The following is a 24,355-nucleotide window of genomic DNA, read 5'->3' on the forward strand; positions in this document are numbered from 1 at the left end:
CCTCGCCTAACGCGACCCCATACTCCAGGCCTAACGCCACGCCTAACGCCACGCCAAACGCCACGCCTGATGCCACGCCTGATGCCACGCCTGATGCCACGCCTGATGCCACGCCTAACGCTACGCTTAATGCTATACAACATCCTAAGCTTGAGGCCACAATAGACAAAATATTTGGTAATGGCTGACTTAATCCCCAAAGTATTAAACCAAGGATAAAATTAGCCCAGAGAGGTACAATTAAATACCCTTGTAGCACTGGCTGCCATACAGATGGTTTGTTTAAGTCTGCTAAAGAGTTAATCTCATCTCTAATATTTTCTGTGTGGTGATACCAAGCTACAGGACGAAAAAATAGCCAAAACAATAGTTGCCAACCACCTACGATCAAATTAGAGTGTGGTTTAGGTGCATCAGTGTAGATTTCAGCGTAATTAGTGGGTGAGTTTTGAGAAGGCATAATTTGCCTGTTTAGGTTAATAGTAGAGATATTGAAGATATTGTTGTCATTGCAAACGCAGTCATTACAGCACTTCCCAATCCTCTATGGAACAGGCTCAATTGGTTCATCGTAATGAATAACCTTTCCTTGTAAAGGATAAAGGTTAGAGTCTGAAGCTTGGGAAGAACGTTCTAAGACGATAATTTCTATTGCTTCATCTGCCTGAAACGGTAAATCCTCAAGAATCAAGGTTCCGTTTTTAGTTAACTTTGTTTCAATTCGGTGTGCTTTCATGGTTACTCTACTAGTTATGAATCTAATAAATGAGCAAACGGTTTCATTTGTCGTAAACCTTCCTCACGCCAATTATCATTATTCTCTTCTTCTTCTGAGTTAAATAATTTTTCTCTACACAGAATTTGTAACAACAGCGGCCAGCAGCAACTCTTTGTCAAAATCCACTCTACATCTTCATCAGTGAACGGAATGGGGAAACTCGCTATCAATTCTCGCGCTTCTATCTTAGTCAATGCTCCCAGATGTGCGGTGTAGCCGAAAATATTGAAAAAGGGTGAACTGTGTCCTGTGTTGTGCGCCATCTCAATCGGTGATTCGGGGGTAGCCAAGACAAATGCTAGATTCCCCTCTGTGTGGTTAGTCGCTAAAGACCGCAAACTCTCCCAAAAGCCATCATCTAATTCTGGACAGCGTTGCAAGCCAACACCAATCTCATCCAATAAGATGACTGTGGGAGAATGCAAATTATCACTGACTACATTCATGAAACGATCTAAATCGCAAGGTGTAGGCACTTGCATTTTTAGTGATTCCAAGATGTACTTTAGCAGCCCTTCTCGGCTTTGCATTCGTGCGTCTTGTAAGTCTACGAAAATCCAACAGTAATTTTCTGGATGCGGTAGCCAGTCAGATTTTTGCTCAGGACGCAGCTGTTCTGCTGGGGTGGTGGTGATATTTTTGAGGTAGTGCAGCAGAGATGTTTTACCGCTGCGCTTTTTACCGATAATGGCGGCGTTTTGCAGGGGATGGCGTTTGAGTAAGTTAAAGAGGCGTTTTAATTCTTTTTCGCGCCCAAAAAAGTAACAGGGTTGGGTGATGGGTGCGCCAGTGATGAAGGGTGATGCTTCCCCGTTAGTTGGCTGAGGTTTATTTGGCTGAGTTTCTGGTTCTTTGTATGCAATGTCTTGCCAGTCTAGTCCTAACTTATTACTAAGTTCTACAAAATTTAGATAGTCAACAGGTTTACCAGTGAGAAAGCTTTTGACTGTGGAAAGAGAAAATCCTATATCAGTAGCCAAGGACTGCTGGCTGGGATAGCCGTTACGCTGAGGTGCTGACTTAACTTTATCAATATACTCTGGGGCTACTCGGAGCGATCGCGCCATGATTCCTCATTGAGAAACTGCTGTGAGTATATCAAATTTTTTTACTAGCTATAATAGCAAGGCTATTCAGCCATAACGTCTTGCACTCTAGAAATTATAGTCATCCTAAACTTAACCGATAATCAACTCAGTTCTCAGCCAGCTGCAAATTTTAATAGAGAATGTAAGCGATTAAAGGCTTTGAGAATGAAACGACTACTAGGAGTTTTGCAAATTACCTTATCCCTTTGCGGAGTAATGATGTTTGGTACAGTAACTTACGCCGCTATTAATATGGTGAATGGTCAATACCAAGTTGAAATAACGCTCAATACTAAGGGACTCATCATTAAGTCAGATATTGACAAAAGGCAATGCAAAGCAGTAGAAGATATTGCCCAAAAGCAGGAAAGCACAAATTCCAACCAGAAGACGATTAAGTAAGAGTAAAAATCAGTAATGAGTTAGAATCAATAACTTTTAATTTATTGTAAACGAGTCTTTGATACTCGTGGATGAGTCTTTGATACTCGTGAATGAGTCTTTGATACTCGTGGTTTTTTTAACGAACCGCAAAGGACGCATTCGCGTAGCGTCTCGTAGAGAAGGACGCGAAGAAGGAGAAGAAATATCTCTATAAATAAAGTGAAGTAAAGCGGTGCGTTACGCCAAAGGCTAACGCACCCTACCAAAACACTAAAGGAGTAGAAATTAATAAGGAGTTAGGAATAAATAACTCCTAACTCTTGTACAGACGCGATTAATCGCGTCTGTAATTTTTACACCGCACAACTCAACTCGCCGGCTTTTTGACTGAAGCGGTGATTCTCCCGGTAGTCCACGGGACAATCTATCACGGCGGGTACATCCTGAGCGAGAGCTTCTTTCAAAATGGGAATCAAATCTAAAGCTGATTCAACTCGGTAGCCTTTTAAACCCATGCTTTCAGCTAATTTGACAAAATCAGGATTGCTAAAATGCACAAAAGATGAGTTTCCTTTGCCAAATTGATTTTCCTGCTTCCACTCAATTAACCCATAGCCACCATCATTGAAAATTATTGTGACAAAAGGCGTACCGACACGCAAGGCTGTTTCTAATTCTTGAGAATTCATCATAAAGCCGCCATCGCCTGTGACAGCAACGACTTTGCGCTTGGGATGAACGAGTTTTGCTGCTAAAGCGCCAGGAATAGCAATACCCATAGCTGCGAAGCCGTTGGAAATTATGCAAGTATTGGGACTATGGCAATGATAATGACGAGCCATCCACATTTTATGTGCGCCAACATCAGAGATGACGATATCATCTGGGCCCATCACTTGGCGTAAGTCATAAATTAACTTTTGCGGCTTAATCGGAAATCCGTCATCATGGGCATACTGTTCGTAATCAGCGCGAATCTCTGACCTTAAGCTAATAGCAAAAGGATCGGGTTTGCCTTGTCTATCTGCTAGTTTTAAAATTTCATAGAGGGAATCTGAAATATCTCCGACTACTTCGGCGTTGGGAATATAACTACTATCAATCTCCGCCGGACTTACCCCAATATGCACAATGGGAATTTCACCATTGCGATTCCATTTCTTGGGGGAAAACTCAATCAAATCATAGCCGATCGCAATTACTAAATCTGTGTTATCAAAGGCACAGGTAATGAAGTCTCTTTGCTGTAATCCCACTGACCACAAAGCTAGTTGATGTGTGTAGGGAATCACACCTTTACCCATAAAGGTATTAGCAACAGGTATATTCAGTAAGGTGGCAAATTGCGTGACTGCATCACTGGCATGAGCGCGAATTGCCCCATTTCCGACTAAGATTAATGGATTAACTGCTTGGCAAATTGCGGCGGCGGCGGCCCGAATGCTAGCAAAAGATGCATAAGTTTTTTCGCTATTATCCTTACGCAAAGGGTTGCCTTCGACGGGCATGGCAGCAATATTTTCTGGTAAATCGATGTGAACTGCACCGGGTTTTTCAGATTGCGATCGCTTAAATGCTTTTCGTACTACTTCTGGTGTAATACTCGGTCGCACAATCTGCTTATTCCACTTGGTAACAGGTGCAAACATTGCTACCAAATCTAAATATTGATGGGATTCAATATGCATTCTATCTGTTCCCACCTGACCGGTAATCGCTACTAAGGGCGCACCATCGAGGTTAGCATCTGCTACTCCAGTCATCAAGTTGGTTGCCCCAGGGCCAAGAGTAGAAAGACACACTCCGGCTTTTCCTGTTAAGCGTCCGTAGACATCAGCCATGAATGCTGCACCCTGTTCATGACGAGTCGTAATAAATTTAATCGAAGAATGTTTTAACGCTTCCAAAACATGCAGGTTTTCTTCACCAGGGAGTCCAAAAATATATTGCACTCCTTCATTTTCTAGGCACTGCACCAATAACTCTGCTGTATTCATTTTCTTTCCTAACTATTGACGAATAAATATTGGGAATGGGGCATTGGGGAGGCAGTGCGGTCTTGGGGTCTCCCCAAGTGGAGCAACTGCCGTCATTGGGTATTGGTAATTAAATTTCATCTCTATTACCTATTCGCTATTCCCCATGCCCCATGCCCTACCCATAATCATTTAATCCACACGGTTTTAACATTGACAAACTCATGTATACCTTGGATACTCAATTCTCTGCCATATCCAGAACGCTTGATGCCACCAAAGGGCAACCGAGGATCGGATTTGACCATACTGTTGATAAACACAGCACCAGCTTCAATTTCTTCAACCAAGCGATCGCTCTCTTGGTCATTGGTTGTCCAAGCACTTGCACCTAAGCCAAAGGGTGAGTCATTAGCGAGTTTAATGGCAGCATCGATATCTGGAACCCGGAATAACAAGGCTACCGGGCCAAAAAATTCTTCTTTGGCAATTGGTGTGTCAGTGGGGATATCTATGATAATCGTTGGCGGATAAAAGTTTCCAGGACGATCTGATAAAGGATGTCCACCTGTGATGACTTTACCACCGCTGCTAATAGCACCTTGAACTTGTTGGTCTAAATCCTGGAGAATACCAGGTGTTGCCAGTGGGCCTAAATCGGTATCTGGTTGCATAGGATCGCCTACTTTCAGCGCCTCAAATTTTTCTAAAAGCAATTTTTCAAATTTGTCTGCGATCGCTTCTGCGACAATAAAACGTTTCGCTGCAATACATGATTGCCCGTTATTTAACATCCGCGCTGTAGTAGCTGTGACAACTGCTGTCTCTATGTCAGCACTTTCTAACACAATAAACGGGTCACTTCCTCCTAATTCCAAAACTGTTTTTTTAATTTGTTTGCCGGCGGCGACGGCGAGAGATGCACCGGCTGGTTCGCTTCCTGTCAAGGTAGCAGCTTTTACGCGGTCATCAGCCATTAAATCGGCAACTTTGGCAGCGCCGATTAATAGAGTTTGAAACGCACCTTCAGGAAAACCTGCCCGTCGGATAATATCTTCTATTGCCAAGGCGCACTGCGGCACGTTGGAAGCGTGTTTGAGTAAGCCGACATTTCCCGCCATCAGGGCTGGTGCGGCAAAACGAAAAACTTGCCAAAAAGGAAAATTCCACGGCATCACCGCGAGAATCGCACCCATTGGTTGATAACGTACAAAACTCTGGCTGGCATCAGTTTTTATACTGACATCAGCCAAAAAACCAGGGGCGTGTTCGGCATAGTAGCGACAGACAACGGCGCATTTTTCAACTTCCGCGATCGCAGCTTTAAATGGCTTACCCATTTCTAGAGTCATTAACTTAGCAAATTCTGCTTTGTCTTGCTCTAAAATATCAGCAGCCTTTTGCAGCCAGTGCGATCGTTGAGAGAAACTAGTCTGACGATACTGTTCAAAAGTCTGATTAGCTAAATCGAGTTTAGCGACAATTTCTGCATCATTGAGCGCCTCAAAGGTTTTGAGCGTCTCCCCAGTGGCGGGATTAATCGTGGCGATCGCCATTACCTGACCTCCCGTTAAAAAATAGCTTCGGTAGGCTTCCTAGTGTTACACAAATCAATTTTGGAAGCTACCATCCAAATTTTAGTCTTATAACCCAGAATTGGTTGCTGAATATTACAATTTTGCAATTATTTTTGAAACAAAATATACCAATCAATAAGTATTAATATTGATGAATTCAATAGAAGTAAAATTGCTATAATTTGCACAATTGAGGAATTAAGCTATGACTCAAGTCTTGCGCAAAGTAGTTACATTCGATGAATTCGTTGCTAAATATCCAGATAACACAGGACAACGTTACGAACTATATGATGGAGTAATAATTGAGATGCCACCACCTACAGGCGACCATGAAGAGGTGGTTGGATTTTTAGCCACAAAAATCACTTTAGAATACAGTCGCTTAAATCTTCGTTATTTCATCCCCAAAACAGTATTCGTCAAACCAGTTGAGAACGAATCTGCTTATTCCCCAGATGTCCTGATACTAAATCAGCCTAATTTAGTTAATGAACCTCTGTGGAAAAAAGAATCAACTGTTACTCAAGCAGCATCAATTCCTTTAGTAATTGAGGTGGTAAGTACAAACTGGCGTGATGATTATCTGAAAAAATACGCGGATTATGAAGAAATGGGAATTCCTGAATACTGGATTGTAGATTATGCTGCATTGGGCGGTAGAGAATTTATTGGCAAGCCCAAACAACCTACTATTTTGGTTTGCTGTTTAGAAGAAGGTGAGTATCGCGTTAGTAAGTTTCGAGGAGATGACCGTATCCAGTCGCCAACATTTTCAGAGTTTCATTTGACCGCAGAGCAAATTTTTCGCGCTGGCACAGTCAGCTAAATTTAGCATAAGGCTATTCAACCTTTCATAGAGAGAGGCTGTCACAGCTATGCATAGCAGATTTATCCTAACCAGGATAGTTAGATATTTTTTATTTGGAAGCCCTTAACATAATTCATTATTAGTGATTTTTTCCTATTCCCCATTATACCCAATACCTAAAGATTAATGATTGGAGCAATGATTGTTGGCACTGGTTGCAATTTTGTCTGATAAACCTTAACTAATCGCTCAATACCTTTGAAACGATAATCTCCCATTTCTTGGAAGTCTGAGGGTTGGGAAAGCATTGTATGCGTGGCTTCACTAATCACGCATTCACTAGGGGGACAAACTGCTTCCATCCGAGCAGCAAGATTAATCGTTGCGCCTAATGCCGTATAATCTACCCTTTGGGAGCTACCGACATCTCCTACCACAGCTTTACCGCTATTAATTGCAATACGTAATTGTAAGGGTTCGTGCCAAAAACCATTGGCATTAAGATGTTCGAGACGAGTGAGCATTCCCTTGGCAGCAGTAACAGCGCGATCGGCATGATCTGCTTGCGGTTCTGGAGCGCCAAAAAATGCCATAATACAATCGCCAATATATTTATCTAAAGTGCCGCCGCAACCAAACACTTCTTTTAGCATTTCTTCAAATAAATTATTTAATAGTTGAGCGATCGCAGTTGGTGTTAATTGTTCAGAAATTGCCGTAAAGCCAACTAAATCAGCAAACAAAATACTGATTTCGCTTTCGGCGGGAGCTAAACGACCACCCGGTAATCCACCTACAGAAATCAATTGCTGTACAACTGCTGGAGAATGATAACGTTCTAGTCGGTGACGAATCATCTCTTCAGTTTTGAGTTTCTCTACTAATAGCCAACGCTGCACGCTAGAAGCTACAAGGTTTGCTAAAGCTGAAAAAAAGCTCAATTCTTCTTCACCTTCATTTGCCCAATGATAAGAAGAAAAATTGGCATCGGCATACAGTACGCCCACAACTTTATTTTCATCCCATAAAGGTACTGCCATCGCGCTACGAATGCCTTTGACTAAAATACTCTGTTCGCTAGCAAACCGTTCATCCTGCTGAGTATCACCAGTTTGAATGGCGACTTTTTCCTCAAATACCTTTTGACAGATACTACGACTAATCCAACTACCATCAGAAGGGAGATGTTTCTGTTGAGAAATATTTCTAGTGGCAGCATTCATTAATTCCAACTGACCGCGACCATTGACATCAATTAATAATGCCAAGCGATCGATACTATCAAGGTAACGAAAAACTACTTGCTGCACCTGAGAAAAAATCTCTTCTATAGACGCGGCTGCACAGAGATTTTTTGCTATGTCCACTAAGTCTTTAAGACGGGCAATGGTTTTGTCCTTATTATTGATGTCGCCATCTTTACTATCAGGTGCAATCCATTGCTGTTGTAAATGTTCGACATTGTGAAGGATTGTTCTTTGCTCATTAATGTCTGAAATTCCGGGATACTCAGGTGTCGGTTGAGAAACAGGGGTTGTGAGCAGCACTACCAGGCTGACATTGCCCAGCCAAACGATATCGCCGTGATGTAACTCTTGGGGATAATTAACCAGATATTTATTGACTTGCGTCCCGTTTTTGCTGCCCAGATCCTCAATAGTCCACACACCATCAGCCGTTTTTACCAAGCGAGCATGGTTGCGGGATACTCCACCAAAAGGTAAGTACAAGTTACATTCCGGCAAACGACCAATTGTAAATACATCTTGGTCAACTGCGATCGTAGTCTCGGTATCTCCCTCTTGTAGGCGTAGTGTGAGTTCAGTCATGAGTGTGATACGATCCATCGAAGCTATAGGTGCAAGCAGCTCTAAGGTAAGTTATACCCTATAGGTTAACCTTCACTTTTCTTTATGACACTGCTAACTGCATTCCGACAACTGTATTTCAGTAGTGCTGAGTACTGAGTGCTGAGTGTTGAGGGCTGAGTACTGAGTGCTGGGTATAATCCCATAGTTAAAACTACGCGAACGCCAACGCCTGCCGTAGGATGCCCGTTCGCGTAGCGTCTCCTTTAGGAGAAGGGCTGTAGGGCGAACAGAACTTTGCTCTTAGGGACGCGACTACCCTATATGCTGAGTGCAATTAATTTTACTTTTTACTCTAAGCCGAGTTATTCAGCACTCAATACTATTTTAGTGACAGATATTACAGTGTATTGGATTAAAAGTCTCTGGCACAACTCTATAAAGACTCGTGTATAGACCGAAAATTTGTAGGCCACAGGAATGGAAGTAAGGTTTTCCAGAACCCGTGAAAAATCAATCTATTGAACAGCTAACGAATATCAGCGATCGCGTTTAGCAGAACGGCGCGATCCAGACGAACGAGCGCCAGGTTTTTCGCCATTGGTGGCAGGTGGGGCTGCCTTACGTTTAGCTGATGTCTGTGGTAACGGTTTAGCAGTTCGAGCCGGACGCTTATCACCTCCCGGCTTGGCTCTGTGTTGCCGTCCATTTGGGATTGGTTCGGGGTTAGTATCGGGGTTGGGTGCAAAACCAGCAACCACTTCCTTCGGCAAGCGCTGCTCAATCAGTTTTTCGATATCTGTCAATAGATGCTGTTCATCGATGCACACCAGCGATACAGCTTCACCTGATGCGCCAGCGCGACCAGTGCGACCAATGCGATGAACATAATCTTCTGGTACATTGGGCAAATCAAAGTTAACAACATGGGGCAGTTCGCTGATGTCAAGACCTCTAGCAGCAATATCTGTCGCCACCAATACCTGTAAGCTGCCATTTTTGAACTTTGCCAGAGCGTTAGTACGCACAGGCTGGCTCTTATTACCGTGGATTGCCAATGCTTGAATGCGGTCTTCGCCCAACTGCTTCACCAAACGGTCAGCGCCATATTTAGTACGAGTGAACACTAGCACTTGATACCAATTATCTCGCCGAATCAGATGAGCCAGTAATTGGCGTTTCTTGTCACGGTCTACCTGGTAAACTTTCTGTGCGATCGTGTCGGCGGTAACGTTGCGGCGTGCCACTTCAATCATCGTTGGGTGATTGAGTAGTCCGGCGGCCAGTGCCTTAATTTTGTCTGAGAAAGTAGCGAAAAATAGCAAATTCTGTCGCTGTTTGGGCAGGAGTGAGAGAATACGGCGGATATCATTAATAAAACCCATATCCAGCATCCGATCTGCTTCATCCAGCACCAAAACCTCAATCTGCGATAGGTTCAGCGTACCCTGCTGTACGTGGTCTAGTAATCGCCCTGGAGTAGCGACCAAAATATCCACTCGACCCCTCAAACGCTGTTTTTGCAGATTAATACTGACTCCGCCAAACATCACCATCGAGTTGAGATTTAAGTACTTGCCGTATTCGCGCACGCTTTCTTCTACTTGTGCAGCGAGTTCGCGAGTCGGAGTGAGAATCAACGCCCGGATTGGTGGGTATCCATTAGGCGTACCTTTGCTTTTATTAGACGACAACCGATGCAAGAGCGGCAAGGTAAAACTAGCGGTCTTTCCAGTGCCAGTTTGTGCCCCAGCTAACAAATCGCTACCCGACAATACAGCAGGAATCGCCTGCATCTGAATTGGCGTGGGTTCCGTGTACCCTCGTTCGCTAACGGCACGGATAATTTCATTGGACAAGCCGAGATCGGAAAAAGACATAAAACTCCATAAATAACATCGGCCTGTCGCCAATGATGGCGTCAGTCTTAGGCGGACGGATAAAAAATCATTGAAAAGCTGGATGGGCAGTAGCGCAAAGACTGAAGAGCGAGTGCCGCAGTAGTTCATTCTAACAGATTGCTGTCTATTGTGTTGTTAAAGTTGCTCTGATTCAGTGTTGTGTTAAATTGGCATTACCTGCTTGTAAAGCAAAGTATTGAACAAATGGGAGAAATTCATTATCGCAATCCAAAAGCAACTGATTAATTCACAAATCAAATCACCTAGCGTCTTCTTGATTGACCATGAAAATAACAATCGTGGTCTGATCGATACCAATGAGGCGTTACAGCTAGCCGAAAGCTTAGAGCTTGACTTAGTTGTAGTCTCCCAAGGTAAAGACGCTCCAATCGCCAAGATTCTCAACTATGGCAAGCTTCAGTATCAAAAGAAAAAACGTCAGAGCCAAAGTGCTAGACCCACGGTAAAAGAAGTTCGATTCGGTTTAAACGTGGGTGTGGCTGATTATAATTTACGCATCGAACAAGCAGGTGAATGGTTAAGTAAAGGCGATTCTGTCAAGTTTGCCATTCGTTTACGAGGCCGAGAACATCAATATCGTGACAAAGCGGGAGAACTGCTAGACCGAATTGCAAACGATCTCAGTCAAGTAGGTAAAATCCAGTCGCTGGATAAACGCGCCCTAGTTGTTCAAGTCATTCCTGCCTAGTTATCTGGCGATCGCTGGAGGATATATTTGTGGCAGCTTGTAAGGAACGAAAAAAGCTGGAGGCAACACTGTAGCTTCTATGGAAAAAACATTGAGATTCTCCCCACTGAAGACAGCAAGGGGATTTTTTTACTGTGAATTGAGTCGCCCTTGCACAGAGCTACACTGGAGATGAGGATGGAACTTTAAAGCAGTGGGGATGTTATAACCCCAAGTACTGGGACATCGAAACATCTCAGATCCATTCTACGAATATTGATATAACCAACCCCATCTCTGGGGAACTTAAAACCGCACTAACACTTAAAGGTGCGGTTTTTGTGTTTATGTTGTTTACCGCAAGATGGACTAAGGCTCTTTTATTACTCGGGAAAAATAAAATATTTGTAGGTTGTCTAGTACAGCCAGAAGCCAATTTGCTGCTAGCAGCTTTGAAGGAACTTGATACTGCTTCAAAAATACTATAGCAATCCTAAATCATTCGTGAGATAGAAAATAGCTGTAATGCTTATATATACGTACTTTTTGTTTCTGTATTTTCTCGCGTTTCAATTCGGATTGCTATAGAGATAGCTACACAGAAGCTATCCGAGCAAACTCAAAAATTGGTAAATGTACAAGCACGGCTTAGAGAGGAATACAAGCGCTACCAAGACCTGTTAGAGTTCATACCAAATGCTTACTTGGTGAGCGACACACAAGGAAAAATTCAGTCAGCTAATTGTGCCACTGCCACACTGTTCAATCTTCAACAACGATTTTTGGTAAACAAATCATTAATCTGTTTCATTGCAGTAGAAGAACGTCAGGCGTTTCGTTGCCAACTAAACCAGATGCACGAGTGTGAGTGTGACTATGTGCAAGAGTGGATATTACATATACAGCCTCGTGGTTGTAAGCCTTTTGAGGCTGCCATAACTGTAGCTCCTATCCGCGATGTTAAAGGGAAGTTAACAGGCTTACCCTGGATGGTGCGCGACATTCATCACGTCTCGTACCAGCCTCTATTATCGCTAGAAAGGTGAGAAGGGCTTTATCCGTTATCTTTCTAGCTTAAACTTTAGCAGGCGATCGTATTCCTGTTTGATTACCCCATAACACTCACAGGAAGCCTCTTCTAGTCCCTGCCGATCAATGGTTTGGATTTTCTTTCGGCTGCATTGGATCAGACCTTTCTTTTCCAGGAGGTGGGCGGTTTCAGTAACGCCAGAACGGCGCACGCCCATTTTGAAGAGATATTGGCTAGCAGTTTTTTAATATTTAATAATTAGCTGATACCTCTTCAAGGTTTTCACGCCAAGTGAGCTTTTGTAACTTGTACTAATTAAAAGTATGCTTTCCTTATTGTATCCCACCCCCGGATTTCTCACTTGTGAGAAATCCGGGTCAAATATTCCAGCGTTGAGTTACTATGATGTCCGCTTAAAACCGGAGAACCCCAGAGAGCCAAAGCTGTGCTTTGTCTTCTCTAAGAGCAGGTAGGGTGGGGTTGTATTCTTATGGTAAGACTTACGCAAAAATCGCCAAAAAGCTTAATTTATCGAACCGCCTTCTCTGCGAGAGGCTTCCGCCAACGCGTAGCGTCTCGTAGAGAAGACGCCAAGAAAGCCAAGAATTCGTCGAGTGTGCGTAAGTCTTATATGGGTAATTTGGCGGACATGATTTTAATCAAGGTGAATTTGACCTTCCGACCGAACAAGCGCCGGGAAATAGCCAATCAATCAGCGCATTTAGTGATTAGGTGTGTCAAAGCATTAATCAGGCGATCGCTTTCCATTGGTACAATGTCCTTCCCATGCATCACATTTTGAGTAATATGAAAATGCACCAATGCTCCTAAGAGAATTCTCGCTGTTGCCTCTGGGTCAGGTATGTTTAATTCAGGAGCCGCCAAGTATTGAGTGAGAGTTTGGGCTACTGGCTTAATCATCGCTTGAACACAAATTTGAGCTAACTCAGGAAAACGCCCAGATTCCCCAATTAGTACTCGCATAAATGCACTATGTTCTTTGTCGTTAAGCATTTGCTCTAATGCTTTGGTTGCTACCTGGTGCAGTATGACGCCTGGTTCTCCCTGAATAGGTTGTGTGCCAAAAATGGAGCTATTCTTTTTGCTTGTCAGTTGCTCTAACATTACTTTAAAAAGTCCTTCTTTATCTTGAAAGTGGCTGTAGACTGTCGCTTTAGAAACACCTGCTGCTACCGCTACCCGATCCATGCTTGTACCAGCATAGCCATGTTGAAGGAATTCTTGCATTGCTCCTTGCAGAATTTGCTCCACTTTATCAACGGAATTGTCTCGATCCACTTCGCCAGCTTTGATGCGTACCATTTATTAATCATCCTTTCTTATAAACAATATTAATAGATGCTGCAAAATGCCCAGTACAAAATGGCGAAAATAAACATAAGTAGGTCGGCGGAAAAATTTGTCGTTGGAATAAGGCAGGAGGTAGGAGAGAAGAGGGTTTTAGTGTAGTTTATCGTTCTTTACATAGTTTGGTTTAATTGTGCCAACTTACTAACCCCTCGATAAAGCTTAAAAGCCTCTCTTGTCAGCTTTTCTCTGTTCTACTTTCTTGTAGTAGACAATCAATCTCAATAGGGAATAATATTCCGCTGCATAATGCCGAGCAAATTAATTGACAAGTTTAGTTATATCATGTTGACTAAACTAGTCCGTTTAGTTTAGCATAAATTGAACTGTACAGTTTAGTACAAGTTGCTACTGGTGGTCAGGGGAAAATAGTATGGAGCAAAACAGGAATTCAGAGGGTTTAAGGTCTTCTCAGAATCTTTTGCGATCGCCTCTTCTACTTGCAATAATTGCATCTTTTGCCATAGGTGGGTTCAGTGTTTATACAGTAATGAAGCATCAGGCTACAGGTAATGAAAAGCAAAAAGCACCAGTAGCAGTTCAGCCTGTGGTAAAAACAGTAACAGCATTAGGGCGGTTGGAACCAAAGGGAGAGGTAATAAAACTGTCAGCGCCTTCTTCAAATGGTGAAGGAAATCGGGTAGAGCAACTATTGGTGAAAGAAGGCGATCGTGTCAAAGCTGGGCAGGTAGTTGCGATTATGGATAACCGCGCTCGCCTACAAGCTACTTTAGGTGAAGCACAAAAACAAGTTCAAGTTGCTAAATCCCGCCTTAACCAGGTAAAAGCTGGAGCCAAACAGGGAGAAATTGGAGCGCGTCAAGCTACGGTGAATCGTGTACAAGTAGAACTAGAAGGAAACATTAAAACTCAGCAAGCCACAATTAATCGTCTAGAAGCAGAACTCCTTGGGCAACAACGAAGCTTGCAAGCAACAGTGGCTCGCGTAGCAGCCGAAAAAGGTAATGCCCAAGCTGACGTGCAGCGCTACGAGACTTTATACAAAGCAGGAGCAATTTCTAGCGAAGAAGTTGATAAAAGACGCCTAAGCGCCGAAACTTCTACTCAAGCCTTAATTGAAAGCCAGGCCACCCAGACAAGAACTGTAGCGACCCTACAACAGCAGCTTAACGAAGCAAAAGCCAACCAGGATCAAACCCTCGCCAGCTTGCAACAGCAGATTAACGAAGCAAAAGCTAACCTAAATCAAACTACTGAAGTTCGTCCCACAGATATAGCAAATGCACAGGCAGAGATAGACAGTGCTCAAGCTACCGTGGAGAAAATTAGAGCAGAACTGGCAGAGGCATACGTTGTAGCGCCTAAAGCCGGTCGAATTTTGGAGATTAATACACGAGCCGGAGAAACTGTAGGTAATGAAGGAATTGTGGCTTTAGGTCAAACCGACCAGATGTATGCAGTAGTAGAAGTCTACCAAAGTGATATCAAGAGAGTGCGTCCCGGACAACCGGTGCTGGTAAGCAGTGATTCCCTCCGCAATGAATTAGGGGGAAGAGTCGATTGGATTGGTATGCAGGTAAAGCGGCAAAATCTGATCAATGCTGACCCTTCTAGCAATATTGATGCCAGAGTAGTGGAAGTGCATGTGCAACTAAATAAACTATCCAGCCAAAATGCTTCTAGCTTAACTAATTTGCAAGTCAAGGCGGTGATTGAATTGTGATTGGATTTATCCAGCAACTGCGGCGGCGAACGCCTTTAGGATGGCTGCAACTGAGTCATGAAAAAGGTCGTCTTTTGGTAGCATTGTCAGGTATTGCCTTTGCCGATGTTCTGATGTTCATGCAGCTAGGATTTCAGAATGCCCTGTTTGAAAGTAACACAATGCTGCATCGCAGTATGCAAGCTGATATGTTTGTTATCAGCCCCCAAGCACGTAACCTAGCATATATGTCTAACTTTACGCGGCGGCGGTTGTATCAAGCAATGGATGTACCAGGTGTAAAGTCGGCAGAAGGAATGTATGTCAACATTGTTGATTGGAAAAATCCCCAAACACATCAGAAAACGACAATATTAGTTATGGGGTTCAATCCCGATCGGCAAGTGTTGAACTTAGCGGATGTGAATCGCCAGATAGATGCTATTAAGCTACCAGATACTGTTCTGTTCGATCGCGCCTCTAGAGGAGATTACAACGAAGTACTCGCCAAAATTGACCAAGGTAAAACTGTTACAACCGAAATAGAACGGCGGACAATTACTGTTAGCGGCTTATTTTCAGTTGGGGCTTCCTTCATAGCCGATGGTACTTTAATCACCAGCGACCAGAACTTTCTGCGGCTATTTCCCAGACAAGAAGCAAGCAGTGTCAGTCTCGGTTTAGTGCAGCTGCAACCAGGCTATGATCCAAAACAGATGAAAGCAGCTTTACAATCTCATTTAGATAATGATGTTAAAGTTTTAACCAAAGCAGAATTTCTCGAATTTGAAATAAATTACTGGAAAACAAATACAGCGATTGGATTTATCTTCAGCCTGGGTGTAACAATGGGGTTTTTGGTGGGCGTGATTATCGTCTATCAAGTTCTTTCTACAGATGTGAATTCCCATATCAAAGAATACGCCACTTTCAAAGCAATGGGGTATAACAATCTCTATTTATTAAGTGTGGTGTTTGAAGAGGCGATAATTTTGGCAATTTTGGGGTTTATCCCAGGAGCGATCGCACCTTTAGGACTTTATCATTTAACTCGTAATGCCACCAATTTGCCAGTTTACATGACCGTAGCACGGGCTTTGACGGTATTAACACTGACGATGATTATGTGCATAATTTCTGGTGCGATCGCTACTCGGAAATTACAGTCTGCTGACCCCGCAGATATGTTTTAAAAAATGGGCATTGGGCATAAAGATACTTACCCAATTCCCAATCTAAAATATAAAATCTAAAATTTAAAATATAAAATTGGTATGCCTCCTGTAATCTCTGTAAAAAATCTCGACCACTATTTTGGTCATGGTCAACTCCGCAAGCAAGTTCTCTTTGATATCAACCTGGATATTAACGCCGGCGAAATTATTATTATGACAGGTCCTTCTGGTTCTGGTAAAACTACACTTCTCACCTTAGTCGGTGGCTTGCGTTCTGCCCAATCTGGCAGTTTGCAAATATTAGAACAAGAACTGTGTGGTGCTAAAAAAGGACAACTTACCCAAGCACGACGCAATAACGGTTATATTTTCCAAGCCCATAACTTGCACGGTAGCCTGACAGCACTCCAGAATGTCAGAATGGGCTTGGAAGTGCATAAGAATATTTCGTTGGCAGAAATGAAAACCCGGTCAGCCCTAATGTTAGAGGAGGTAGGATTAGGAGAGCGCCTGAATTATTATCCTGATGATTTATCTGGGGGACAAAAACAACGGGTAGCGATCGCTCGTGCGTTGGTCAGTCGTCCTAAAATTGTTTTAGCGGATGAACCCACCGCCGCCCTTGACAGTAAATCGGGACGAGATGTGGTCAACCTGATGCAAACACTAGCTAAAGAGCAGGATTGTACCATTCTCTTGGTTACTCATGACAACCGCATTCTAGATATTGCCGATCGCATCGTCTACATGGAAGATGGCAAGTTAGTAAATGACAGTGCTGTTGTTGCAGTTAGTTAGGCTGCTAGGTCTTCCAACAGATATCTGGTGAAATTAAATATGCGTTATCCAGAGCCTTTGTAGAGACGTAGCAGTGCCCATTGGTGTCAACTTAAGAAAAAATCTGCTTTGAGAGGACGTTTTACCCTCATCCCCTAACCCCTTCTCCCAACTTGGGAGAAGGGGAACTAGAGAATTTGCTCCCCTCTCCCAAAATTGGGAGAGGGGTTGGGGGTGAGGGTCAAACCTGGAAAGTTCGCCAAATCTAGCTTATACGTCAAGTTGACACCAATGAGCAGTGCCACGTCTCTACATTATTTTTTGGAGATGTCTAATAAGTTTCTAACCACCGATTTTAGATTATATTTACTACTCCGTATTGCATCTGAACGATAAATTTTAAATATTCCTTAACTTTTGAAAGTATTGGATAAAAATTTCATAATTTCTGTGTGGAAATTACTCTAAATTTTAGATAGACATAATTAGTATCTAATTAGATTATTTAGACTTCCTATTATTATCAACACGAGCTGCTTTTTACATCAGGTAAATCATCAAAATCTAACATTGATTATAATTGTTCATAACTTTGACAAAAAACACTTATTTTATTTACTTAATTTGATGATGATTGTTGGCGCTGTTACAATCCGTATTTTTGAAACGGTTTACTATACCTAAGTACTTTCAGAAACTAAAGGTAGTCTCCTCGGAAAATTAACTTCTCAATCAGTCGAAGGATTTGTTATTTTTTTATCCATCTAAATAACCTTATCTAAGTAAAATATCAACAATTTACAATTTTGTTATGGAGTTTTAAATGATAAATCAACAAGAACTGACTAAAAAAGTAGGAATTAGTAAACAAGTACGGAGAAAAGCCTAATCTGTTCTTTTTATTTTTTCTGCGCCACTAGTTAAGAGGTAATCTATGGTGCGAAACTCAAAGCTAGGGTACAGAACGTTCCCTAAGTCTATTCTGCGTCCATCCGTTGCTATAGGTATAACTATATCTTTATTAGTTGGCGGAATAAGTTTTTATATAGTAAAACGCGGGCAAAATTATGCCAATCAAGAGGCACAAGTACCAGCAACACAATTGCCACAGTTAAAAACAGTAACAGCTTTAGGGCGACTCGAACCACAGGGAAAGGTAATTAAACTCTCTGCTGCGGTGTCTGCGGAAGGAAGTCGGGTAGAAAAGTTGTTAGTAAAGGAGGGGGATAGGGTAAAAGCAGGACAAACGATCGCAATTTTGAACAGCCGCAATCGCTTGCAAGCGGCATTTAAAGAGGCACAGGAACAAGTGAAAGTAGCCCAGGCAAACCTAAACCGCACTCAAGCAGGTGCTAAACGCGGTGAAATTACTGCCCAAAAAGCTGCGATCGCTCGTCTAGAAGCCGAACGCCAAGGTGATATTAATGCCCAAGCTGCGACAATTGAGCGATTTCAAGCCGAAGTGCGTAACGCCCAAGCAGAAGATGAACGCTATCAGCAACTAGATCAACAAGGCGCAATTTCCGCCTCCCAACGGGATAGCAAGCGTTTAAACTTGGAAACCGCTCAAAAAAGCTTGCAAGAAGCCCAAGCACAGTTAAATCGTACCCAATCAACTAGTCAGCAACAAGTTAAACAAGCTACAGCGACACTCGATGAAATTGCCGAAGTGCGCGGAGTGGATGTAGAAACTGCTAAAGCAGAAGTCAATCGTGCCCTAGCAGCCATGAATCTGGCAAAAGTTAATCTCGAACAGGCTGTAGTGCGATCGCCCCAAAATGGACAGGTATTTGAAATCCATACCCATCCTGGGGAATTAGTATCAAATGATGGGATTGCAGATATTGGACAAACCAGCCAGATGTATGTCATCGCCGAAGTCTACGAAAGCGATATCGGCAAAGTGCATTCAGGGCAGCAAGTGCGAGTACTTGGTGATTCCCTCCCAATTGAATTACAGGGAATTGTAGATCGCAAAGGCTTGCAAGTGCGACGGCAGAATGTAATTAACACAGATCCCGTCAGCAATATCGACAACAGAGTAGTAGAAGTCCACATCCGATTAGATGAAACTTCCAGCCAAAAAGCCGCCACCTTAACCAATATGCAAGTTAAGGCAGTAATTGAATTGTGAAATTTGTCATTAGTCATTAGTCATTGGTTATTAATTCTTCTTCCTTACTCCCTGATCTTCCTTGTCCCCTCATCCCCCCACTCCCCACTTCTTATGATGGGATTGCTCAAACAACTTCGACGGCGAACTCCTCTAGGATGGCTGCAACTGAATCATGAAAAAAGCCGTCTTTTAGTTGCATTATCAGGCATTGCCTTTGCGGATCTTTTGATGTTCATGCAGCTAGGTTTTCAGACTGCGCTCTATGACAGTAACACCAGACTACATCGCAGTTTGCAAACAGACATTGTTTTAACCAGTCCCCAAGCCCGTAACTTAGCAAGCTTGTCTACATTTTCTCGGCGGCGACTTTACCAAGCAATGGATATACCAGGGGTGAAGTCGGCGGAAGCAATGTATTTCAACAACACAATCTGGAAGAATCCTCAAACACACCGTGAGACAGGGGTATTAGTTATCGGCTTTAACCCAGACAAACCAGCTTTTGACTTACCCGATGTTAACCAGCAATTGCAAGCGATCAAAATGCCGGATACCGTGTTGTTCGATCGTGGTGCAAGAGGAGATTATCAAAAAGCGATCGCTCAAATTGACCAAGGTAAAACCCTGACTACCGAAATAGAACGGCGCACAATTACTATTAGTGGCTTATTCCAAGTCGGGGCTTCCTTTGGCTTTGATGGCAACCTGATTACCAGCGATCAAAATTTTTTGCGGCTATTTTCTGGGCGACAGTCCAGCAGTGTCAGTCTAGGTTTGATTCTTCTGAAACCAGGCTATGAACCGAAAAAAGTAGCAACAATGCTCAAAGCCTACCTCAGAGATGATGTCAAAGTATTAACCCACGCCGAATTTATTGAATTTGAAAATAACTTCTGGAGAACAAATTCCCCAATTGGTTTTATTTTCAGTCTAGGTGTATCAATGGGGTTTGTGGTGGGCGTGATAATTGTCTATCAAGTCCTCTCTAACGATGTTAATGCCCACGTTCGAGAATACGCCACCTTCAAAGCAATGGGATATCGCAATTACTACTTGCTAGGTGTGGTGCTTGAAGAATCGTTGATTTTGGCAGCATTGGGCTTCTTCCCTGGATTGGCAGTGTCCTTAGCGCTTTATCAACTGACTTGCAGTGCTACAAATTTGCCCATATACATGACTGCGATTCGGGCATTGCAGGTATTAATACTGACTATCATTATGTGTACAATTTCCGGTGCGATCGCCACCCGCAAACTCCAAGCCACCGACCCCGCTGATATGTTTTAAATTTGTCATTTGTCATTGGTCATTGGTCATTTGCAAAGGACAAATGACCAATGACGATCGTCACGAGTAATCGATCTATTTATGACTAGTCAATCCATCATCTCCATCCAGAATCTCGACCACCACTTTGGTCACGGCTCACTCCGTAAGCAAGTTTTATCTAATATCAACTTAGAGATTAACGCTGGTGAAATTATTCTCATGACTGGGCCCTCTGCTTCTGGAAAGACTACTTTGTTGACCTTAGTGGGTGGGTTGCGTTCTGCCCAATCTGGTAGTTTGCAAGTGTTGGGACGATAACTTTGTGGTGCTAGTGCTGAAGAACTAGTGCAAGCGCGACGCCATAACGGTTATATTTTCCAAGCACATAACTTGCATGGTAGTTTAACAGCACTCCAAAACGTCAAAATGGCTTTAGAATTGCACAAACATCTTGGGTTAAAAAAAATGCAAGCTAGGTCAGCCCAAATGTTAGAGCAAGTAGGATTGCGAAATCATTTGCATTACTATCCCGATCAACTGTCTGGGGGACAAAAACAACGAGTAGCGATCGCTCGTGCTTTAGTCAGTCATCCTCAAATAATCCTTGCAGATGAACCCACCGCCGCCCTTGACAGTCAATCAGGACGAGATGTAGTTAATCTCATGCAAAAACTAGCAAAAGAACAAGGCTGTACCATCTTGATGGTTACTCATGATAACCGCATCCTAGACATTGCCGATCGCATCGTTCACATGGAAGATGGCAAACTCAAGTCAAAAGTAATACTATCAGCCTAAAGTTCATTAGCATATTCTTTCATTCTGAGTTGATTTATAAAGTAAATCTGAACTAGGGCAAGGTTGACTCTTATTTTTGCTTTACTATCATCGGTTTTTGGTAATTTAAGCCCTATTATGAGCAAATTTCAAAACATTTACTAATATATATAATTTAATTTACCCTCACTGACTTACTTACCTAGTTTAAGTAATTTCCCTATACCAATTTCAACCTAACAATGTGATATTAGTGTCCAGTTGAAAAAGTGTCCAGTTGATTCCAAGATTTCCTTCAAGTATTATTTATGTAATCACAGTTAAATTTTATGCTCATTGCCAATGTCATATACCTTGGTTATTAGAGTCAAGACCAATTTCCTAAAATTACAGATAAAATGATTTGCCCTTGCAATCCATAAGTACCTGGAGAATTTCCAAAAATTTATGGTTGTCAGCAACATTGGCTTTAAGCAGGAAACACTAGCGATAATAAGCTAATCTATTTTCCAATACAAGCAAGGGTTTTTTTGTAGTTCTATGATTATTGAGAATAGCGCTAGTAGTTCAAACAAAAATTTGCTCGGTTTTGATGTCAAAACTTTGACAGCCAATTGCCATGCAATAAATGTGTTAAAGGGAATATTTGCTGTTCTCCCGATCGCCTTGGCATTGCCTGTAGATGCTTTGCAAGTAAAGGTGATTCCAACTAATCCTAAATTAGGGGATACACTCTCGGTGGTGATTAATCTAGATAATCCAGAGAATGGTACAAATCCTACAGTAGCTAGTGGTAATAATACATACCCAGCCTTTGAAATTGCACCCAATCAGTATCGGGCTTTTGTTCCTACAACTCCATTAGAAAAAGCTGGAACTAGAACACTTCGGGTTGCAGGAGATCGTCAAGTGCGAAACTTGGCAGTGAATGTGCTTAATCGTAAATTCCCCGTACAACGCATTACTTTGCCACCTGGCAAAGCCGGAGTGGATGCCACAGAGTTTGAACTGAAGCGTGTGGCGGCTTTTAAAGCGCTAAAAACACCAGAAAAGTATTGGAATGGAGTATTCCTGAAGCCAAATGCAGGGCGGATGAGTACAAACTATGGTGTACGTCGCTACTATAATGGTACATTTGCAAAAGACTACTATCATCGTGGCCTTGACTACGCTGGTGCTGCCGGTTCGCCAGTAATTGCCCCAGCCTCTGGGCGAGTTGCTTTGGTAGGTAGGGTATCCCAAGGGTTTCGGATACACGGTAACGTAGTTGGCATCGATCACGGTCAAGGAGTGACCAGTATTTTCATGCACCTGAGTCGTATTAACGTTAAAGAAGGTGATTTTGTGAAAGCTGGTCAACTAATTGGTGCAGTAGGTTCAACAGGTGCAGCCACGGGGCCACATTTACACTGGGGTCTGTATGTCAACGGACAATCTGTCGATCCGACACCTTGGCGAACTAAGGTCATTAACTAGTAGAGGCAGAATCGATCTTGTCTTTGCATAATTTGTGTCTTTTTTGCTGAGAATTAAGCAAAATAAATTGGATTGATACCGTCCCTACCTTGCTTGCCCAACATAAATGATGATAAGTATTATGAGTATCGAAAAAATTGTAGAACAAGCTCTCCAGGATGGTTATTTAACACCAGCAATGGAAGCAGAAGTCGGTAGAATCTGTGATAATGCCTCGGAACTCTCAATTGAAGAGTATATGGCGTTGGATCGGCTGATGGGTGCGCTATTGACTGGTGAGGTAGTGGCGGTACCTCGCAAACAATTCATTAACGTTATGGAAGAATTGGTGCTGACAGAAGCGATCGCACGAGTTGCAGAAATTGAAGCCACCAGCGAAAGTTCTTTAGATGTCGGGGATATTGCTGCTTACGCTCTCAATCGCCTACCACCTCTGTATGCTACTACAGAAGAAGGTGCTAACTTCCAGCGCCAAACGGCTCAGGCACAACTGCAAGACTTAATTTCTCAACAAATAAGTGAAGCGATTAACCGTTACCTCGATCGACCCAATTTCTTCCCAGAACGGCAAGCCTTGGGCAAAAACACTGGTAATGAGGTTGTACGCCAAGTTAGTGCTTTACTCCAAACATACGCACCTAATTTTGAGCAAAATGACAAGCCAAATGACAACGACTCTTAATTAATTAATCACGTACTAACACTTTTGTCCCTATACTCACTTGCTCATATAACAATCGGACATCAGAATTACGCATTCTTAGGCAGCCGTGGGATACAGCCGTTCCTACCAGGTCAATATCCGGCGTGCCATGAAAGCCAATTTCATTCCGTCCATCTGACCAAAAACCAATCCATCTATCTCCTAAAGGACTATCTGTACCAGCCTGAAATACTTTGCCAGTAATCGGGTGACGCCAGATTGGATAGTGTCGCATGTGGATCACCTGGAAAGAACCTGTGGGGGTCTCCCAACCTTTCTTACCAACAGCAATGGGATAGCTGGCTATCACCTCATCTCCTGCGTATACATAAGTGCGGCGATCGCTTAAATCAACCACCACTTGAGTCTTGACATTTGCCAGCCTATTAGATGGTATTTGTTGTGCTGAAGCCTGAGACCATAGACCTTTTGGCCAACTATCTGCAACTGGATTTTGTCTTTCTACTTGCGCCACCAGCCGCGTCTGAGTTGGTTGGTTGCTTGCTTGAGCTACATTATTCTTAATAGTTTGGGGCTGAGTTTGAGGCTTAATGATAGAAGGCTTGAGTGTAGAAACCCTACGAGTAGTTGCTTTCCCTAGATTCTTTTTAATTATTTGCGATTTAATGGTAGAAGACTTGAATGTAGAAGCCTTACGAGTAGTTGTTTTAGCTAGATTCTTCTTAATTATTTTTGATTTAGTTTTAGATTTAATAGCAGAGGACTTTATTGTAAACATCCTCTGGGCAGTCGAGCCTTGGGTCACTTCATCAGGTGGCACAGATCCACCCAAGGCAATTTCCCCCAAACTCACTTGGGAAAGATTCTTGTAGACTCCCTCTGTCCGGCTTCCCTTAATATTGGTTCGGGTAGGATCTCGCCGCATCAAAGTAGATGCAGACTTCTCATACTGCCGTTCCGCCGTACTAATGCGCCAATGGACAGCTAAGGATAAAAATGCTGTGCCAAAACAAAGCAGCATTACCATAC

General features: G+C 42.8%; 20 protein-coding genes and 2 pseudogenes. 12 read left to right on the plus strand and 10 right to left on the minus strand.

Annotated features, from left to right (window positions below; translation table 11 throughout):
- The 3 genes and pseudogenes from ACFE93_RS11105 to ACFE93_RS11115 all read right to left on the minus strand — a co-directional run.
- Positions 1-460 (minus strand): annotated as a pseudogene (locus ACFE93_RS11105) (ATP-binding protein); the annotation flags it as partial.
- 84 nt (positions 461-544) lie between these two features.
- Positions 545-736, minus strand: coding sequence for a hypothetical protein (locus ACFE93_RS11110; protein ID WP_375473345.1), 192 nt, complete (start codon positions 734-736; stop codon positions 545-547).
- Positions 737-750: 14 nt separating this feature from the next.
- A complete protein-coding gene (locus ACFE93_RS11115; protein WP_375473346.1) occupies positions 751-1,845 on the minus strand; it encodes an ATP-binding protein in 1,095 nt (364 codons plus the stop codon).
- A gap of 186 nt (positions 1,846-2,031) precedes the next feature.
- On the opposite strand from ACFE93_RS11115, the gene ACFE93_RS11120 reads away from it, so the two are divergent.
- Positions 2,032-2,268, plus strand: coding sequence for a hypothetical protein (locus ACFE93_RS11120; protein ID WP_375473347.1), 237 nt, complete (start codon positions 2,032-2,034; stop codon positions 2,266-2,268).
- A 335-nt stretch (positions 2,269-2,603) separates the two neighbouring features.
- Here the strand turns inward: ACFE93_RS11120 and ACFE93_RS11125 are convergent, their stop codons facing one another.
- On the minus strand, positions 2,604-4,247 hold the full coding sequence (locus ACFE93_RS11125; protein ID WP_375473348.1) for an acetolactate synthase large subunit: 1,644 nt from the start codon (positions 4,245-4,247) through the stop codon (positions 2,604-2,606).
- A 167-nt stretch (positions 4,248-4,414) separates the two neighbouring features.
- Positions 4,415-5,782 carry an NAD-dependent succinate-semialdehyde dehydrogenase gene (locus tag ACFE93_RS11130; protein WP_375473349.1) on the minus strand — a complete coding sequence of 456 codons (1,368 nt, stop codon included), beginning with the start codon at positions 5,780-5,782 and terminating at the stop codon, positions 4,415-4,417.
- 226 nt (positions 5,783-6,008) lie between these two features.
- Between ACFE93_RS11130 and ACFE93_RS11135 the strand changes: the two genes are divergently transcribed.
- Positions 6,009-6,632, plus strand: coding sequence for a Uma2 family endonuclease (locus ACFE93_RS11135; protein WP_375473350.1), 624 nt, complete (start codon positions 6,009-6,011; stop codon positions 6,630-6,632).
- A gap of 158 nt (positions 6,633-6,790) precedes the next feature.
- On the opposite strand, the gene ACFE93_RS11140 is transcribed toward ACFE93_RS11135, so the two are convergent.
- A complete protein-coding gene (locus ACFE93_RS11140; RefSeq protein WP_375473351.1) occupies positions 6,791-8,443 on the minus strand; it encodes an adenylate/guanylate cyclase domain-containing protein in 1,653 nt (550 codons plus the stop codon).
- A 518-nt stretch (positions 8,444-8,961) separates the two neighbouring features.
- Entirely contained in the window at positions 8,962-10,302 is a 1,341-nt protein-coding gene (locus ACFE93_RS11145; RefSeq protein ID WP_375473352.1) for a DEAD/DEAH box helicase, read from the minus strand.
- A gap of 217 nt (positions 10,303-10,519) precedes the next feature.
- On the opposite strand from ACFE93_RS11145, the gene infC reads away from it, so the two are divergent.
- Positions 10,520-11,032: a translation initiation factor IF-3 gene (infC, locus tag ACFE93_RS11150; RefSeq protein WP_104907695.1), complete on the plus strand. Its 513-nt coding sequence runs from the start codon at positions 10,520-10,522 to the stop codon at positions 11,030-11,032.
- 605 nt (positions 11,033-11,637) lie between these two features.
- Positions 11,638-12,057: a PAS domain-containing protein gene (locus ACFE93_RS11155; protein WP_375473353.1), complete on the plus strand. Its 420-nt coding sequence runs from the start codon at positions 11,638-11,640 to the stop codon at positions 12,055-12,057.
- Positions 12,058-12,072: 15 nt separating this feature from the next.
- On the opposite strand, the gene ACFE93_RS11160 is transcribed toward ACFE93_RS11155, so the two are convergent.
- Together ACFE93_RS11160 and ACFE93_RS11165 are read right to left on the minus strand one after the other, a co-directional pair.
- Positions 12,073-12,258, minus strand: coding sequence for a hypothetical protein (locus ACFE93_RS11160; protein WP_375473354.1), 186 nt, complete (start codon positions 12,256-12,258; stop codon positions 12,073-12,075).
- 491 nt (positions 12,259-12,749) lie between these two features.
- Complete coding sequence (locus tag ACFE93_RS11165) at positions 12,750-13,364, minus strand: TetR/AcrR family transcriptional regulator (RefSeq protein ID WP_375473355.1); 615 nt, start codon at positions 13,362-13,364, stop codon at positions 12,750-12,752.
- Between the two features lie 418 nt (positions 13,365-13,782).
- Between ACFE93_RS11165 and ACFE93_RS11170 the strand changes: the two genes are divergently transcribed.
- The 8 genes and pseudogenes from ACFE93_RS11170 to ACFE93_RS11205 all read left to right on the plus strand — a co-directional run bounded on the left by ACFE93_RS11170 (position 13,783) and on the right by ACFE93_RS11205 (position 23,344).
- Positions 13,783-15,093 (plus strand): HlyD family efflux transporter periplasmic adaptor subunit, encoded by a 1,311-nt coding sequence (locus ACFE93_RS11170; RefSeq protein WP_375473356.1) that lies wholly within the window; start codon positions 13,783-13,785, stop codon positions 15,091-15,093.
- Positions 15,090-16,265: an ABC transporter permease DevC gene (devC, locus tag ACFE93_RS11175; protein ID WP_375473357.1), complete on the plus strand. Its 1,176-nt coding sequence runs from the start codon at positions 15,090-15,092 to the stop codon at positions 16,263-16,265. Before ACFE93_RS11170 ends, devC (ACFE93_RS11175) begins: the two co-directional genes overlap by 4 nt.
- An 81-nt stretch (positions 16,266-16,346) precedes the next feature.
- The gene (locus tag ACFE93_RS11180; protein ID WP_375473358.1) at positions 16,347-17,045 is read left to right on the plus strand and encodes a DevA family ABC transporter ATP-binding protein; all 699 of its coding nucleotides are present in this window, start codon (positions 16,347-16,349) and stop codon (positions 17,043-17,045) included.
- A gap of 916 nt (positions 17,046-17,961) precedes the next feature.
- Entirely contained in the window at positions 17,962-19,158 is a 1,197-nt protein-coding gene (locus tag ACFE93_RS11185; protein WP_375473392.1) for an ABC exporter membrane fusion protein, read from the plus strand.
- Between the two features lie 96 nt (positions 19,159-19,254).
- Entirely contained in the window at positions 19,255-20,427 is a 1,173-nt protein-coding gene (gene devC / locus ACFE93_RS11190) for an ABC transporter permease DevC (RefSeq protein WP_375473393.1), read from the plus strand.
- 81 nt (positions 20,428-20,508) lie between these two features.
- A pseudogene (locus ACFE93_RS11195) lies at positions 20,509-21,207 on the plus strand (DevA family ABC transporter ATP-binding protein).
- Between the two features lie 519 nt (positions 21,208-21,726).
- The gene (locus ACFE93_RS11200) at positions 21,727-22,662 is read left to right on the plus strand and encodes a M23 family metallopeptidase (protein WP_375473359.1); all 936 of its coding nucleotides are present in this window, start codon (positions 21,727-21,729) and stop codon (positions 22,660-22,662) included.
- 121 nt (positions 22,663-22,783) lie between these two features.
- Entirely contained in the window at positions 22,784-23,344 is a 561-nt protein-coding gene (locus ACFE93_RS11205) for a late competence development ComFB family protein (RefSeq protein ID WP_375473360.1), read from the plus strand.
- A gap of 4 nt (positions 23,345-23,348) precedes the next feature.
- On the opposite strand, the gene ACFE93_RS11210 is transcribed toward ACFE93_RS11205, so the two are convergent.
- Positions 23,349-23,981, minus strand: a complete 633-nt coding sequence (locus ACFE93_RS11210; RefSeq protein ID WP_375473394.1) for a L,D-transpeptidase — start codon at positions 23,979-23,981, stop codon at positions 23,349-23,351.
- Between the last annotated feature and the right edge of the window lie 374 nt (positions 23,982-24,355).

Source organism: uncultured Nostoc sp. (genome assembly GCF_964247315.1).
Lineage (GTDB): Bacteria > Cyanobacteriota > Cyanobacteriia > Cyanobacteriales > Nostocaceae > Nostoc.